A 15,979-nucleotide genomic window follows, 5' to 3' on the forward strand; every position below is an offset into this window, starting at 1 on the left:
TTCTTATATCGGGGAAACGATTTCATCTTGAGCGACACCATCAATTATTCAAGCATTAACCATCTCGCAATCATAAATCGATGCTCGCTTATCAAAACCATCCGGTCAATTTCAGGAATATCTCAACCGGATCACCCATTCGTTTCTGGAAGAAATGTTCCGTAGCATTCGCCACGAAACTGACTTGATGTTGCGATAGCGCTGTTCTGCGCACCAACAGCCCGGCAATACAAGGCTTCGTCCTGGTGCACGGCCACATTCCCAACATCTGGGAATCGAGATCCCCATGAATCGGTCTCGAATTAATGCGCCGTCAATCCGGATAACGCGCTCCCGATATCAATAAAAATGTTACGTACCATTCGTTATTAAAAATTCACACGCGTCATACGGATTTCCCCCTACATTTACCCGGCGGTTCACAAGTATTCCAACCGCTGTTGCAGGGGTTCCCGTTTATCTTCGTCCAAGGAAATTTCTCATGAAATCCAGCAAGCGCAAGATCTGTCAGGTCCTGGCTCTCGTCGTTTCGGGCATGGGCGCATCGCTCGCGATGGCCGCAGGCCCGGTGATTCAAGGCGGCGGCTCGTCGCTCGTCGCTCCGACGATCGGCTCGGTCAGCAACGCCAACAGCGAAATCGGCCTGTTCGGCACGTCCGAAGGCACGTTCACGTACTACTCGGTCGGCTCGGGTGCCGGCCAGAACGCATTCCTGAACAACCAGCCGACGTTCTTCGGCGCGGGTGTCTCGGGCACGGTTCACTTCGCCAACAGCGATGCCGCGCTGACGCCCGCTCAGGTCACGGCGTACAACTCCGGTACGGTCGGCTCGAACAGCGGCCCGCTGATCCAGATTCCGTATATCGTGACGGCCATCACGGTGCCGGTCGTCAACGGCCCGGCCGTGACGAGCTCGACGACGCCGCAAACGACGCCGGGTCAAGCGCACAGCATCGCGCTGAATGACAACGATCTGTGCGGCATCTTCTCGGGCGCACTCACGAGCTGGAATCAAGTGACCAACCCGGAAACCAACTCGGCGTATGCGTCGACCGCCCCGATCAAGGTCGTCTATCGCGCGGACGGCAGCGGCACGACCGAACTGCTGACCCGCCACCTGGCTGCGGTTTGTACGTCGGCCAACACGAAGGCCGGTGTGACGTTCGTCGACTCGCTGACGTTCGCGAACACGACCGCCTTCCCGTCGGGCGTGCCGTCGAACTTCATCGGTGCGTCGGGTAGCGGCGGCGTCCGCGGCTCGCTCGCGTCGCTGTCGTCGGCCGGTACGGCTGCCGTCGCGTACCTGAGCCCGGACTACACGAACACGTTCCTCGCGTCGCAAAGCGCGGTCGTGACGTCGTCGGGCGCGCTGCAGCTTCCGATCGCCAGCCTGTACAACTCGTCGAACAGCACGTACTACGCGCCGACTTATGCGAATGCGACGACGGCACTGGGTACGATCTCCGCACCGTCCAACCCTGCCGATCCGAATGCATGGGTCCCGGTTTCCGGCGCAGCGTACAACGCTCTGGCCAACCCGTCTGCCGGCTATCCGGTTTCCGGCACGAGCCAGATCATCCTGAGCCAGTGCTATGCCAACGGCGCTGCCGCAACGGCGGTTCACGACTTCCTGAACAACCACTACACGAACTCCAGCTACGCGTCGGTCGTTCATGGCAACGGCTTCGACACCGTGCCGTCGGGCTTCCAGAGCGCCATCTCCGCGAACTTCCTGAGCAACTCGAGCGGGAACAACCTGGACATCGGCGACGCAGGGATCTGTGGCGTGCTGTATACCGGTCGTTAATCCGGATCGTTACTGATTCAACGCGTCCTGTTGAACCCGCCTCGAGCATTCGAGGCGGGTTTTTTCATGCACGGGCACCATTGCGATACAACGCTCTCGACGAGAGGCCACTCGACGAACCGGCCCTTCGCACCGCCCCAGGCAGATCCCCCTTCCGCGCCCTCCGGTTCGCCGGCCCGACTGCCCTGGCCCGCGTAACCGAGTAACCGAGTAACGCGGGCATCAAGTTGCACGTCAAGCCGTTCGATTCCGGACAGTCTCTGGTCGGGATTTTCCGGGTATGCAGACCTGCGCCAGCGGGAAAGGAATCCGGCTGTATCGACAAGCCATTGGACAGACAAACCACGCACGTCCCGGGCAATGGTTAAAAAAATGGTTCATCGCAGGAAACCGTGGAGCGTTTTCGAGCGATTGCATAATCTGACACATGATTTTAAGGATGTCGGAGGAAGCAATTGCTCGATCGAAAGGCACTTCAGGCGCTGGGCTGCTGGACCGGCTATCGGTTGGAACGGGTGGAATGGCCGCAAGGAGAAGAGCGCACGCTGTCGCTATATCTGAGGCCGGTCAGCAAGGTCATGTACTGCGAGCAATGCGGTGCACGCTGCCAGCAAATCCATGAGACGGTGGTTCGTCGAGTGCGCGATCTGCCGCTGTTCGAATATCGGGTGGTGCTGCACGTTCCCCGTCGCCGGGTCTGGTGCGAACACTGCGGCGGCCCGCGACTGGAGAAGCTGGCGTGGCTGGGCCGCTACCAGCGAGTGACGGAGCGGTTCGCCAAGGCTTGCGAGAAGTTGCTGCAAGCGGCCAGCGTACAAGCGGTGGCGGGCTTCTACGATCTGGGCTGGCACACGGTCAAATCGATCGACAAGATGCGCCTGCGAGCACGCGTGGCCGAGCCGGACTGGTCGACGATCCGCTATCTGGCGATGGACGAGTTCGCGCTGCACAAAGGCCATCGCTACGCCACGGTGGTGGTTGATCCGATCGGCCGGCAGGTGCTCTGGGTCGGGCCAGGACGTTCGCGCGAAACGGCGCGAGCCTTCTTCGAACAACTCCCTGAAGGCGTGGCCGAGCGTATCGAAGCAGTTGCGATCGACATGACCACGGCCTACGAGCTGGAGATCAAGGAACAGTGCCCGCAGGCGGAAATCGTCTTCGATCTGTACCACGTCGTGGCCAAGTACGGGCGCGAAGTGATCGACCGAGTTCGGGTGGATCAGGCCAACCAACTGCGAGATGACAAACCAGCGCGGAAGGTTCTGAAGTCCAGCCGCTGGCTGTTGCTGCGCAACCGCCATAACTTGAAACCAGAACAGGCGGTACACCTGAAGGAACTGCTGGCCGCCAATCAATCGCTGCTATGCGTCTATGTGCTGCGCGACGAACTCAAGCGGCTCTGGTTCTACCGAAAGCCAGCCTGGGCGGAAAAAGCCTGGGGGCAATGGTTCGAACAGGCCCAGCAAAGCGGGATTGCCGCCCTGCAAAAGTTCGCCCAGCGCTTGCAGGGGTATTGGCATGGAATCGTGACTCGCTGCCGCCATCCGCTCAATACCAGCGTTGTTGAAGGCATCAACAACACTATCAAGGTCATCAAGCGCAGGGCTTACGGGTACCGCGACGAGGAATACTTCTTCCTCAAGATCCGCGCCGCGTTCCCCGGAATTCCGCGATGAACCTTTTTTTTGCATCTGCGTCGCGTGGTGGCGGAACGCAGGTCGAAGCCCCCTTCGTCGCTACACGGTCGACATCAACCTGACGATTTCCCGCCGCAGATAGTTCGCGGCCGGACCGAGCCGCCGCCCCGCACGCGTGACCACATAACGATCGAACGAGCGTGCGATCGGATGATCGAGCGGCACCGCGACGACCTGCCCGGCCGCGATCCGCTCCTGCGCCGCCCCGCGCGTCATGAACGCGACGGCGAGATTCTGCGCGGCAATCGCGACTGCCGTCGAAAACCGGTCGCAGCGGAATGCAGGCACGACGATGCGCCCGATATCGGCGAGGATCGCATCGACATGGGCCTGCAGCCCGAACTCGGCGGGCATGAAGACCACGCGCTCGTTGACGAGCGCTTCCATCTTCACGGATTTGCGCGACGCCATCGGATGATCGACCGAGAAGATCGCGCAGATGGGCTCGCTCTGGAACAGGCGCGCGTTCAAGGTCGGATCCGTCGTCGCACCGATCGATACACAGATATCGACCTGATCCTCCCGGGTCATCGACAACAGCTGCGGAAGCGAACCGCTGCGCAACTCCACGGTGATACCCGGATATTTTTCCAGGAAAGGCTTGAGGACCATCGAGACCAGGCTCGCTACCGCCCCTTCGCCGGCGGCGATCGTGACCTGCCCCCGTTTGAGGCCGCGATATTCGTCGAGCTGCGCACGAAACCGGCGGGCGTTGCGTTCGCAGTCGCGAAAATAATCGACCGCCATCTGCCCCGCTTCCGTCAACTCCATTTTTCGCCCGCGACGGGTGACCAGCGACAACCTGAGCTCGCGCTCGGCAACGGCAACCTGCCGGCTGATCGTCGACACGTTCACGTCCAGACCGACCGCCGCCTGGCGCATTCCGCCGTACGTTGCGATCGCGACCAGATAGTGCAGCGTGCGCTCCGAAAGACTCCGTTCGACCGTATCCAATGGGTGCTCCAGTGTTGCCTTCAATGCAACATTCTCGCAGCGACGGATGCAACTTTCCAGACGGGATTTCGCCGATACTCCGCCCCGGAGCCGGCCCGGACAAACAGACAGCCCGCGCCGGACCGAAAACAGGGTGGCTGACCACCCGAGCCCATCTACGGAGGAGCAACATGAACGACGTCAGCCAGTCAGTCGACGGCACGGGGCAACCGCGCCAACCCGTCCGCGCGCGCGGCGGCAAGGAGCCGATCAGCCCCTATGTGCTGCTGTTCGTCATGCTGGTGGCGGCCGCCATCGCGACCTGGATCGTGCCGTCCGGCGAATTTGCGCAAACGGTCAGCAACGGCGTCAGCTTCGTCATTCCGAACAGCCTGACACCGGTTGCCCGCCACGGCGTGATGCCGGGCGAAATGTTCGTCGCGCTGGCCAAGGGAATGACCACGTCCGCGCCCATCATCTTTCTGATCCTGTTTACCGGCGGCGCACTGGCCGTACTCGAATCGACGGGCGCCGTGCGCAGCGCACTTGCGCTGGTCGCACCGGGCGAGCGCACGCGATCGCACGTCGCCGCCGTCGTCATTTGCTGCATTTTTTCGCTGCTCGGCACACTCGGCGTGGTGACGAATTCGGTCGTCGCGTTCGTCCCGCTCGGACTGTTGCTCGCGGAGTCGATGCAACTGCCGAAAGAAATCGGCGCCGGCATGATCTATCTGGGCACGTATGCCGGCTTCAACACGGGCATCCTCAATCCTGTAACGACCGGTCTGTCGCAACGCCTGGCCGGCCTGCCGATGTTTTCCGGCATGACGTTCCGGGTGTGCCTCTATGTCGCGTTTCTGGCGGCCACCGTTATTTTCCTCGTCGCACGAATCCGCGCCGGTGGAGTGAACGACGCAACGGTTCCCGACTCGACGACCCGTGCGGCCCGCACCCGGCCGACGTCGTCCGCGCAACGGTTCGACGCGCGGCAACTCGCCGTCGTCGGCATCGTGCTCGTTTGCCTGGCGGTTTTCGTCTACGGTTCGTCGACGCGCAATTGGGCCGAGATCGAAATGATCGCGATGTTTCTCGTCATGGCGATCGCCGCCGGGATCGTGAGCGGCATGCGCCCGGGCGCGATCGCGGACACGTTTCTCCACGGCTGCGGCGGGCTCGTCAAGGGCGCGCTCGTGGTCGGCATGGCGCGGGCCATCTCGATCGTGCTCGGCGACGGCAGAATCATGGACCCGATCGTCAACACGCTCGCCGGCATGCTCGCACCGCTGGATGCCACACTGGCCGCGATCTGCATGTTCCTGAGCGCCGCGCTGATCCATGTCGGCATCTCGTCCGGGTCCGGCGAATCGGCGGTGCTCGTGCCGATCTTCGCGCCGCTTGGCGACACGCTGCACCTGACCCGACAGGTCACGGTGCAGGCCGTGCTGCTCGGCGAAGGCTTCATCAACTGCTTCAACCCGACTTCCGGTGTCCTGATGGCTGTCCTCGCAACGTCCGGCATCCCCTACTTCAAGTGGGTGCGTTTCGTCATGCCGCTGCTGGTTGCGTGGTTCGCCATCTGCATCGCCGCCATTGCGACCGGCGTCGCGATGCATTGGGGCCCCTTCTAGTCAGCCGCATTTTTCCTGGACCGCACATGCTATTACCCGACCTCAGCTCCCTCTCCGATCTGCAGCCGCTTGCCGACGACATGCGCAAGCTCCGCTATACGCTGCATTGCTGCCCCGAACTGGCATTCGAGGAGGTGCAGACCGCGGAAATCGTCGCAAGCCGCCTGCAGGAATATGGCTACACGGTCGCGACGGGCATTGCCGGCACCGGCGTGGTCGGTACGCTGCGATCGGGTTCGAGCGAACGTCGTATCGGGATCCGCGCCGACATGGATGCGCTGCCGATCGACGAACGCAATACCTTCGGTCACAAGAGCCTCCACCCGGGACGGATGCATGCATGCGGCCATGACGGCCATACCGCGATGTTGCTCGGCGCGGCCCGGCACCTCGCACAACGCGGGCGATTCGACGGCACCGTGCATCTGATCTTCCAGCCGGCCGAGGAACGCGGCTTCGACAGCGGGGCCAAGCGCATGGTCGAGCAAGGGCTCTTCACGCGGTTTCCGTGCGACGCGGTGTTCGCCATGCACAACCATCCGGGCGCGCCGGCCGGCACGTTCATGTTCCGCAAGGGGCATTTCATGGCCGCGGGCGACCGGGTCTTCGTGAAGATCATCGGCAAGGGCGGGCACGCCGCCCGCCCGCACCTGGCCAACGACCCGATCGTCGCGGCCGGCAGCATCGTGATGGCCTTGCAGACCATCGTGTCGCGCAACGTCGATCCGACGCAGTCCGCGGTCGTGACCATCGGCAAGATCGCCGGCGGATCGGCTCCTAACGTGATTCCGGGCGAAGTCGAATTGAGCCTCAGCGTCCGGTCGTTCGATGCGGATGTCCGCCGGATGCTGAAGGAAAGAATCACCACGCTCGTGCATGCGCAGGCCGACAGTTACGGCCTCCGGGCCGTCGTCGATTATGTGGAAGGCTACCCGGTCGTGACGAACGCCGATGCCGAAACCGAGCTTGCGATCGAAGTCGCGAAGGAGCTGGTTGGCGAGGCGCGCGTGACGGAACAGATGGCGCCGTTGATGGGCAGCGAGGACTTCGCGTACATGCTGCAGGCGTGCCCCGGCGCATTCCTGCGGATCGGCAACGGCCCGACCGACGGCGGGAACACGCTGCATAGCGCGACCTACGACTTCAACGACGAAAACCTGGTCGTCGGTTCCGCGTTCTGGGCCAGGCTGGTGGAACGTTATCTGCCCGTCGCCTGAACGATCGATGGCCGCCGTGCTGCATCGCTCGCGCGGCGGCTCGTCGTCAACGCGCCGTTGCATGGCCAACCCGATCGGGCGTAGGCTTCGTCGAACCCGCCCGTCAACCAGAGAACACCGATGATGCTCGGCACGCCAATCAGATCGTTCGTCATGCTGGCCCTCGGCGCCGCTGTCGGCACGTGGGCACTTGCCGCCGAACCGCTCCCTGTCGGGCGGGACGCCGGCGTTCCGGCCTTCTATGCGTGGACCGACACTGTTCCGGCAACACCCGGACAATTGCTGCGCTCCGAGCCGCTGACACCCGAGCAGAGCCTCGCCGAAGCCGGCAAGAACATCCGGATCCTCTACACGTCGACCGACGGCGTCGACGGCCGCACGCCGATCGTCGTGTCCGGCGCCCTGTTTCTGCCGAAAGGAACGCCACCGCAAGGCGGCTGGCCGACGATGGCGTGGGCACACGGCACCGTCGGCAGTGCCGGCGTGTGTGCGCCGTCGCTGGCGCGCCGCAGCGAACGCGACACGCGCTATCTGAATGACTGGCTCGCCCACGGCTATGCGATCGTCGCAACCGACTATCAGGGCCTCGGTGCGCCCGGCGTGCATCCCTACGGACTGACGCGCCCGCTCGCGTACAGCGTGCTCGACAGCATCCGCGCGGTGCAGCACGGCGACTTCGACCTGACGTCCCGCGCCGTCGTGTTCGGGCAATCGCAAGGCGCACGCGCCGCGTTTGCAACGGCCGTCTTCGCGAAGTCGTATGCGCCCGAACTGGCGATCGCCGGCGAGGTGGCAACCGGCACGCCCTATGCGGCCGTTCACGTCCACGCGGCCGATGCCGAGCGCGCACATGCGCACCAGTCGGTCGTCCCGACCTTCGCGTACGACATGCTGCGCATCAGTACCGCGGCGCTGCTCGATCCCGCGTTCGTTCCCGCCGATTACCTGAACGACAAGGCGATGCCGGCGTTCGAACTGAGCCGGCGCGCCTGCCTGCATGCGCTCGAAGACAGGATCGTCGCGGACGGGCTCACGTACGACAGCAGCTTCAAGCGCTCGCCCAAACCGGCATTCGAGGCGATCCAGCGTGAAGCCGCCTATCCGGCGCTGACGTCGGATATCCCGATCTTCATCGGCACAGGCGGCAAGGATCGCGACGTGTTCGTGCCGGACCAGATCGCACTCGCCACTGACGCCTGCCGGGCCGGTGACCGGATCGAGTGGCATTTTTATCCGGCACTCGACCACTCCGGAACCGTCAACGGCTCGCTGCCCGACTCCACTCGATTCGTCGCACGCGCGTTTGCGGGCGAACGCCTCGATGGAAATTGCGCGTCGTTATCGTCGAAACCTTGGTCGGCGCATCGAGGCGCAGAAGAATAGCGAACTGCCTTCAACCGACGAGTCGCATTCCTGCAACCTTGGCCGCTTTCGCGTCAAACGTCATCGTGTATTGGCATTGCGCCTCATGGCACGTCCGCTCGATCAGACAATCAGAAAAATCCGCGGACGAACCGGAATACACGCGCAATGCCTTCCAGACCGTTTCCGCGGCTTCGACGACCAATTCCTTGGTCCGCAATAGCGCCTCGATCACCTGCGCGATCTCGTCGCGATCCGAACCGTAGGCCCGCGCAAGCACCCAAACAACCTCGACCAACGCAACCTGCGTGATATAGCCGGGGTGCTCGGCAGTCAGTGATTCGACCAGCCGGGTCGCTTTCTTCGACTGCACCGGGTCATCCTGCACGAGATATCTCACCAGCACATTCGTGTCGAGCCCGATCATCGCGCAGACGCTCCCCGCTCCGCGATCGCGGCATTCATGTCCTCGATCGAAACGGGTTTTGCCGGCTTGCGAATGATGCCTTTGAGAGCGGTAATCGAACCCGTGGCGGGGACGACTTCGTACCGCCCGGTCTTTTCGTTGAGAATGAACTCGATTCGATCCCCGGTCGCAAGACCCAGGCGGGTTCTCACGTCCACGGGTATGGTGACCTGCCCCTTCGATGTCACGGTTGCCGATGCCATAGCGCCTCCGACTCAGATTTCCTTACTTTAAGGTAAGGAATCGGAAACCGCAAGAATGTATGCCTCCGCCGAACAGGTCGAACCACTTGCGACTGCCAGGCAACGAGCACGTCAGCCAAATGCCCGATACCCGATCATCTTCACAAAAAATTCACGCTCGAATCGCGCAGCTTACTTGGTCGCAGTCGAATCGCCATTCGCCGAGGGCGACGCCTTGAAACTGCTCGACTGCCGGACCAGTTGCTCGGTCATCGCCGCAGCAACCGGATTCGCGCCCGACGACGAACCGCCCTGCCGAGTCGACCCGCTGCTTGCCGACATCGACGACATCGGCGGCGGCGGCAACGACGGATCGAGCTTCGCCGATTGCCTGACAAGCGCGGCCGTCTCCGGCGTTTCGGATTTCGTTGCGGCAGGCGCTGCGGCCGCGTGGCGTTCGAGGCCATCGCGCTTGCGCGGTGCACGTTGCGTGACCTGCGACGGCGCGGCCGGCTGTGCGGGTTGTGCAGATTGTGCGGCTGGCGGGGTCGAATCCTGCGCATCGACCGTCACGACGTTGACCTTCGGCGGCGGTGCTTTCTCGCTGACGACCGGAATGGCGGGGACAGATGCAGGTGCGGCGCTCACACGCGCAGTTGCGGGTGCAGCCGGCGCAGGCGCCGGTGCGGGTGAAGGCGGCGGGACAGCCGCCTGTTTCGACGCCGTATCGGCGGCAGCCGGTGCCGGCGGCGCGATGGCGCCCTGCACCGCGTGATCGTTGTTCGCGGGCGCCGTGGCAACCGGCGCGGCGGAATCGCCGATGCCTGAGTCCTCGATCGCACGGTGGTCCGCGCGCAGCAGCATCACGTAGGCGGAGCCGGCCGCGGCTACCAGGAGCCCACCGGCAATCATCAAGGTCTTGCGGGTACTCGTCATGCTTGTTCACCGATCATTGCGACGTGAACAAGCCATCATACGCGGCGATCGGCCGTTGATCCCGCATGAATACATTTGGTTGCATTGATGCCGGCGGCGCGATCGTCAGACGTATCGCGCTCGCCGTTCCGGCACGATCAATGCACGGCGCTTACTCCGGAAACGGCAGATCGGTCTGCCCGTCCGCACGCATGCCGAACGTGTTCAGCGTCATCGCGACGAGCGCGTAATAGCCGAGCAGCGCAACGAGATTGACGACGGTTTCATGGCCGAAGCGCGCTTCCGCGCGTGCGAACGTCGCGTCGCTGACGCGCCGCGTGTCGTACAGCTCGCTCGCGAATGCATGGATCAGCGCATCGTCGTCCGACTCGAATGCAGGTTCAACACCGCGCCGGATCGCATCGGCCGTCGCGGCCGGCAAGCCCGCATCGAGCGCGATCGGATGGTGGATGTGCCACTCGGCCTGCGAGCGCCAGCGCGCGGCCGTCACCAGAATCGCGAGTTCCGACAGCCGCAGCGGCAGACCCGTGCGATAACGGCAGAACGCACCGAGCTTCTGCGCGTGCTGCGCCAGCTCGGGGCTTGCGATCCAGCCGAGAAACGGCCCGTTCAGGTTGCCGCGCGGGCCGCTGAGAATGTCGGCCAGCACGGCCTTCTGTGCATCGGTGGCCGACGCGGGATCGAAAGGGGGCAGTCTGTTCGTCATGGCGATGATCCAGTGAAGTTCAGTATCTCGACGCCATCACGCGCCGGCCGACGCGAGCGCCGCACCGATCGCGCCGGACAGCCGCTCGACGATCGTATCGATCTGCTGCGCAGTGCAGATGAACGGCGGCGCGATCAGGATGTGGTCGCCGTTCACGCCGTCGATCGTCCCGCCCATCGGATACACCATCAACCCGCGCTGCATCGCTTCGCGCTTGACCGCCGCGTGCAGTTTCAATGCGGGGTCGAACGTCGCCTTGGTGTCGCGATCGCGCACGAGCTCGACGCCGACGAACAGCCCGCGGCCGCGCACGTCGCCGATATGCGGATGCGCGCCGTAGTGTTCGCGCAGCGATGCACGCAGCTGTTCGCCGCGCGCCTTCACGTTGTCGAGCAGTTTCTCTTCGGCGATCACGCGCTGCACTTCGAGCGCGGCCGCGCACGCGGTCGCGTGGCCGAGGTACGTGTGACCGTGCTGGAAGAAGCCGGAGCCATCGACGATCGTCCGGTAGATGCGGTCGCTGACGAGCGTCGCGCCGATCGGCTGGTAACCCGCGCCGAGCCCTTTCGCGATCGTCAGCAGGTCGGGCGCGACGCCGTCTTCATCGCATGCGTACAGGTAGCCCGTGCGCCCCATCCCCGACATGATCTCGTCGAGGATCAGCAGCACGCCGTACTTGTCGCACACCGCGCGAATCTTCTTCAGGTACGTGCGCACCGGCGGCACCGCGCCGACCGTTGCGCCCACCACCGTTTCCGCGACGAACGCCGCGACGTTGTCCGCGCCGAGCTCGACGATCTTCTGCTCGAGTTCATCCGCCAGACGCTGCGCATACGCTTCGTCGGTTTCCCCGGCCAACTGGTCGCGGTACGCATAACACGGGCTCACGTGATGCGCTTCGATCAGCAGCGGCAGGAACGGCTCGCGTCGCCACGCGTTGCCGCCGATCGCAAGCGCGCCGAGCGTGTTGCCGTGATAGCTCTGGCGCCGCGCGATGAAATGGCGGCGCTGCGGCTCGCCCTTCTCGACGAAATACTGGCGCGCGAGCTTCAGCGCGGCCTCGACCGCCTCGGAGCCGCCCGACACGAAATACACGTGTTCGAGGCCGGCCGGCGCGGCATCGACGAGCCGGTCGGCCAGTTCCTCGGCCACGTCGGTCGTGAAGAACGACGTATGCGCGTACGCCAGTTGCTGCGCCTGGCGCTTGATCGCATCGATCACGCGCTGGTTGCTGTGGCCGAGACACGAGACGGCCGCGCCGCCGCATGCATCGATATAACGTTTGCCGGTCGAGTCGATGATCTCGATGCCGTCGCCTGCGACGGCGACGGGCAAGGTGGCGCGCGGGGCGCGATGAAATACGGTCGTCATGCGTTGCCTCATGGATCAGGACGCGCCGTGTGCGCGTCCGGACGGCACGATGCGCGTCGCAAAGCGCTGCGTGCCGTGTTGATGAATGCTGAAATCGATCGCCGCCGCGCCGATCGCGAACACCGCGGTCGCCAGCGTGTTCTCGTCGTCGGGGTCGGCCGGGTCGTCGCGATAGATCGGCAGCCCTTCCGGCGCGCGATCGCCGAGCACGCGCAGCAGCGCGGCTTCGTCGACCGCGTCGATGCCCGGTGTCAGCGCGTCGACGCGCCGCTGACGGTCGGCCGACGATTGCGTGACGATCTGCGCTTCCGCTTCGCAACCGGGGTGCACGAGATGGTTCGCATGGCCGGCAAGCCGCGCCACGTCGACGACCGAGCAGCGCGCGGCGCTCGCTTCGATACTGAGCAGCCGCGCATCGCCGGTCGCGCCGAGCGTATGGTGGAAGCCGCTCGCGCGGGCATGCGTGCGCAGCACGTCGGCTGCCGCGTCGAGCGACGTCGCATCGAGCACGGCGCGCGCGAGAATCATCCGCGGCACGCCCGGCGCGGGCGTCCGGATCCGCAGGTTGTTGATCGCCTGCGCGATGCCCGCGCGGTTCGCGGCAAAGGTATGCCCCGGCAGCGAGCCGGGGTAATAGAAACTGATGAAGCCCGGTTTGCCCGCAGGCTGCACGTCGACGAGCAGGCAGCGCTCGCGCAGGAACGGATCGCCGTCCTCGTTGTGCGCGATCCAGCGGGTGCCGTCCGCATCGCGCGCGGCCAGCGTCGTGCAGCCGTCCGGCGCGTTGTGGATCAGCTCGCCGCGGCAGTTCCACAGAAAGATGTCCTCGGCCGGCCAGCCGATGCCCGCCGCGATCCCGTCGAGTTCTGCGACGAGATCGGGGTACGCGGCCAGCGCGGCCTGCCGCAGCGCATCGACGAACGGATGGCCGCGCCAGCGGCGCACGGCCTGCCACGCGCCGCTCTGCTGCATGTACGCATCGAACACGGGACGGGCGAGCTCGCCGAGGCGCACGCCGATGTCGAACGGCGCGCCGGCGATGACGGGAGAAAGGGAAAGCGGCATGTCAGATGGTTCGGTTTCTTTCAGGACACATGTTTCAGGAACTCCTTCAGGCGCGGCGTCGGCGGCCGGTCGATCAAGTCGACCGGATGACCGTCCTCGGCGATACCGCCCTGATCCATGAACAGCAGGCGCGTGCCGACCCGCTTCGCGAAGCCGATCTCGTGCGTGACGACGATCATCGTCATCCCTTCGGTAGCAAGATCCTGCATCACTTTCAGCACTTCGTGGCGCAATTCCGGATCGAGCGCCGACGTCGGCTCGTCGAACAGCATCAGCCGCGGCCGGATCGCGAGCGCACGCGCGATCGCGACGCGCTGCTGCTGACCGCCCGACAGCTCGGACGGGTAATGATTCGCCCGCGATTCGAGGCCGACCTTGTCGAGCAGCGCCATCGCCTGGTCGCGTGCGTCGGCACGCGACGCGCCGCGCACCTGGGTCGGCCCGAACATCACGTTCTCGAGCGCGGTCATTTGCGGAAACAGGTTGAATTGCTGGAACACCATGCCGGCTTCGAGCCGGATGTTGCGGATCGTCGTCGCGTTGCCACGCACGCTCTGGCCGTCGACGAGCAGCTCGCCGCCGGTGATTTTCTCGAGCGCGTTGATACAGCGCAACATCGTCGATTTACCCGACCCCGACGGGCCGATCACGACGACGACCTCGCCCGCGTCGATCTTCAGGTCGATATGTTTCAGCACCGGCACGTGGCCGAAGCTCTTCGACACGTTCTGGAATTCGATCATGCTCATAGGATGCGCATCCTCTTTTCGACGAGCCGAAGCGTCAGCGTCATCGCGCCGGTAAGAACCAAATAGATCACAGCCACCGCGCTCCAGATCTCGACTGCCTGGAAATTGCCCGCGATGATTTCCTGCCCCTTGCGCGTCAGTTCGCCGACGCCGATCACGATGAACAGCGACGTGTCCTTCAGGCTCACGATGCACTGGTTGCCGAGCGGCGGAATCAGCCGCCGGAACGCCAGCGGCCCGACCACCTTCAGCAGCACGCGCGGCATCGACAAGCCCATCGCGAGCCCCGCTTCCGTCAACCCCTTCGGGATCGACAGCAGCGCGCCACGCACGACTTCCGCGAGATACGCGCCGGAATTCACCGTGATCGCGATGATCGCGGCCGTCAGGCCGTCGATGCGGATGTGCGCGAGCAACGGCAACGCGAAATACAGGAACATCACCTGCACGACGATCGGCGTGCCGCGGATCAATTCAATGTAGACCTGGACGAGCACGTTCATCGCCTTCGGTCCGTATGCGCGGAACATCCCCGCGACCATCCCGACGATGAAACCGCCCGCCAGCCCGAAAAATGCGATGAACACCGTCAACCGGACCCCGTCCATCAGGTCCGGCAACGCCGCCCAGATCGCCGACCAATCGAAATTCACTTGTCGCTCTCCGTTCGATTCAAGACCGGCGCGGCCGCACGGCCGCGCGCTGTTGCCGCGTCACGCTCACATCTTCGGCGGTTCGGCACCGAACCACTTCTTGTAGATCTGCGCGTAACGACCGTCGGCCTTGATCTTCACGAGCGACGCGTTGACCTTCGGCACGAGCGGGCTGCCCTTCGGGAAACCCATCCCGTACTTGTCGCCGCTGACCGGCTGGCCCGCGACCTGCACCTTGCCCTTGCCTTCGTTGTTCACGAAGAACAGCACGTTCGGCGTGTCGTGCATCGCCGCGTCGACCCGGCCGGCTTCCAGCGCGAGGTAAGCCTGGTCGATGTTCGGGAACTGGCGGATCTCCTTCGGCTTCAGGTGCGCCTTGATCCAGTCGATCGTCGCCGTGCCCGTCTTCGCGGCGATCACCTTGCCGTTCAGGTCGTCGATCGACTTGATCGACGTGTTGCCGACCTGCACCATCGCCGCGAGGCCGCTGTCGTAGTACGGCGCGGAGAAGTCGATCGCCTTCTTCCGCTCCTCCTTGATCGTCATCCCCGACAGCGCGACGTCGATGTTCTGCGTCTGCAGCGCCGGGATCAGGCCCGCGAAATCCATCGGCTGGATCGTGTATTTCCAGCCCTGGTCCTTCGCGATCTCGGCCCACAGGTCGAGATCGAAGCCGACGTACTTGTCGCCTTGCTTGAACTCGAACGGCATGAACGACGTATCGGTCCCGACGACGAGCGTCTTGGTGTCCGCGTGCGCGATGCTTGCGCCGAGCGCGGCAGCAACCGCGACGGCTTTCAGGAAGGAACGGCGACTCATGGTTTCTCTCCGCATGATTGAGCGATGTGACCGGCCAGCCGGCCGGCGGTAACGACGACATCAAGCCGCACCGCAACATGCGATGTCGAATTAAACATTAGTGCAACAAGTGTTGTCAATGGCGATACTACGACAACAAAAAAGTGCGCAACGGGAAAATGCATCGAGACAAACCCGAGCCGCTCGGGCCGGATCGATCGGAGGAAACGGGGAGATGGGCGGTGCGAAGCGCCGCGCAGGCGGATGGCGGCGCGCGGCAAGAGGATGGTGGTGCCGGGCGCGGGCCGGCAGGTTGGCCATCCCGTGCGGCAAGCGCGACGGGATGACGACCGTTCAACCGCGAACGCATTCGCGTTGAACGGCCCGCTCGTTCATGTGGAACGTCGGC

Annotated in this window: 16 protein-coding genes; 5 read left to right on the forward strand and 11 right to left on the reverse strand. The window is 64.1% G+C overall.

Annotated elements, in window-relative coordinates; all coding sequences use genetic code 11:
- The first annotated feature begins 481 nt into the window (after window positions 1-481).
- Together ACN22W_RS24200 and ACN22W_RS24205 are read left to right on the forward strand one after the other, a co-directional pair.
- Entirely contained in the window at window positions 482-1,807 is a 1,326-nt protein-coding gene (locus ACN22W_RS24200) for a substrate-binding domain-containing protein (protein WP_419689694.1), read from the forward strand.
- A gap of 455 nt (window positions 1,808-2,262) precedes the next feature.
- The gene (locus tag ACN22W_RS24205) at window positions 2,263-3,483 is read left to right on the forward strand and encodes an ISL3 family transposase (RefSeq protein WP_419684184.1); all 1,221 of its coding nucleotides are present in this window, start codon (window positions 2,263-2,265) and stop codon (window positions 3,481-3,483) included.
- A 60-nt stretch (window positions 3,484-3,543) separates the two neighbouring features.
- Here ACN22W_RS24205 and ACN22W_RS24210 read toward each other — a convergent pair whose 3' ends face one another.
- Window positions 3,544-4,458, reverse strand: a complete 915-nt coding sequence (locus tag ACN22W_RS24210) for a LysR family transcriptional regulator (protein WP_419689695.1) — start codon at window positions 4,456-4,458, stop codon at window positions 3,544-3,546.
- A 23-nt stretch (window positions 4,459-4,481) separates the two neighbouring features.
- Between ACN22W_RS24210 and ACN22W_RS24215 the strand changes: the two genes are divergently transcribed.
- Window positions 4,482-6,065, forward strand: a complete 1,584-nt coding sequence (locus ACN22W_RS24215) for a YfcC family protein (protein WP_419689696.1) — start codon at window positions 4,482-4,484, stop codon at window positions 6,063-6,065.
- 26 nt (window positions 6,066-6,091) lie between these two features.
- On the forward strand, window positions 6,092-7,282 hold the full coding sequence (locus ACN22W_RS24220; RefSeq protein ID WP_419689697.1) for a M20 aminoacylase family protein: 1,191 nt from the start codon (window positions 6,092-6,094) through the stop codon (window positions 7,280-7,282).
- Here ACN22W_RS24220 and ACN22W_RS24225 read toward each other — a convergent pair.
- Window positions 7,264-7,437: a hypothetical protein gene (locus ACN22W_RS24225; protein ID WP_419689884.1), complete on the reverse strand. Its 174-nt coding sequence runs from the start codon at window positions 7,435-7,437 to the stop codon at window positions 7,264-7,266. The two genes, ACN22W_RS24220 and ACN22W_RS24225, sit on opposite strands and share 19 nt — an antisense overlap.
- Between ACN22W_RS24225 and ACN22W_RS24230 the strand changes: the two genes are divergently transcribed.
- Complete coding sequence (locus ACN22W_RS24230) at window positions 7,403-8,665, forward strand: lipase family protein (protein WP_419689698.1); 1,263 nt, start codon at window positions 7,403-7,405, stop codon at window positions 8,663-8,665. The genes ACN22W_RS24225 and ACN22W_RS24230 overlap by 35 nt on opposite strands.
- A gap of 10 nt (window positions 8,666-8,675) precedes the next feature.
- Here ACN22W_RS24230 and ACN22W_RS24235 read toward each other — a convergent pair whose 3' ends face one another.
- The 9 genes from ACN22W_RS24235 to glnH form a co-directional block, all read right to left on the reverse strand.
- The gene (locus ACN22W_RS24235; protein WP_343495421.1) at window positions 8,676-9,071 is read right to left on the reverse strand and encodes a type II toxin-antitoxin system VapC family toxin; all 396 of its coding nucleotides are present in this window, start codon (window positions 9,069-9,071) and stop codon (window positions 8,676-8,678) included.
- Entirely contained in the window at window positions 9,068-9,313 is a 246-nt protein-coding gene (locus ACN22W_RS24240) for an AbrB/MazE/SpoVT family DNA-binding domain-containing protein (protein WP_343495423.1), read from the reverse strand. Before ACN22W_RS24240 ends, ACN22W_RS24235 begins: the two co-directional genes overlap by 4 nt.
- 171 nt (window positions 9,314-9,484) lie before the next feature.
- Window positions 9,485-10,228, reverse strand: coding sequence for an extensin (locus tag ACN22W_RS24245; protein WP_419689699.1), 744 nt, complete (start codon window positions 10,226-10,228; stop codon window positions 9,485-9,487).
- 151 nt (window positions 10,229-10,379) lie between these two features.
- On the reverse strand, window positions 10,380-10,934 hold the full coding sequence (locus ACN22W_RS24250) for a carboxymuconolactone decarboxylase family protein (RefSeq protein WP_419689700.1): 555 nt from the start codon (window positions 10,932-10,934) through the stop codon (window positions 10,380-10,382).
- 36 nt (window positions 10,935-10,970) lie between these two features.
- A complete protein-coding gene (locus ACN22W_RS24255; protein WP_343495428.1) occupies window positions 10,971-12,305 on the reverse strand; it encodes an aspartate aminotransferase family protein in 1,335 nt (444 codons plus the stop codon).
- Window positions 12,306-12,320: 15 nt separating this feature from the next.
- A complete protein-coding gene (locus ACN22W_RS24260; protein WP_419689701.1) occupies window positions 12,321-13,370 on the reverse strand; it encodes a C45 family autoproteolytic acyltransferase/hydolase in 1,050 nt (349 codons plus the stop codon).
- Window positions 13,371-13,390: 20 nt separating this feature from the next.
- Entirely contained in the window at window positions 13,391-14,119 is a 729-nt protein-coding gene (gene glnQ, locus ACN22W_RS24265) for a glutamine ABC transporter ATP-binding protein GlnQ (RefSeq protein ID WP_048246371.1), read from the reverse strand.
- Complete coding sequence (gene glnP, locus ACN22W_RS24270) at window positions 14,116-14,772, reverse strand: glutamine ABC transporter permease GlnP (protein WP_193100816.1); 657 nt, start codon at window positions 14,770-14,772, stop codon at window positions 14,116-14,118. Before glnP ends, glnQ begins: the two co-directional genes overlap by 4 nt.
- 66 nt (window positions 14,773-14,838) lie before the next feature.
- Window positions 14,839-15,591, reverse strand: a complete 753-nt coding sequence (glnH, locus tag ACN22W_RS24275) for a glutamine ABC transporter substrate-binding protein GlnH (RefSeq protein WP_048246369.1) — start codon at window positions 15,589-15,591, stop codon at window positions 14,839-14,841.
- Window positions 15,592-15,979: the final 388 nt, after the last annotated feature.

Origin of the sequence: Burkholderia theae, from assembly GCF_048565265.1 — a bacterium.
Lineage (GTDB): Bacteria > Pseudomonadota > Gammaproteobacteria > Burkholderiales > Burkholderiaceae > Burkholderia > Burkholderia theae.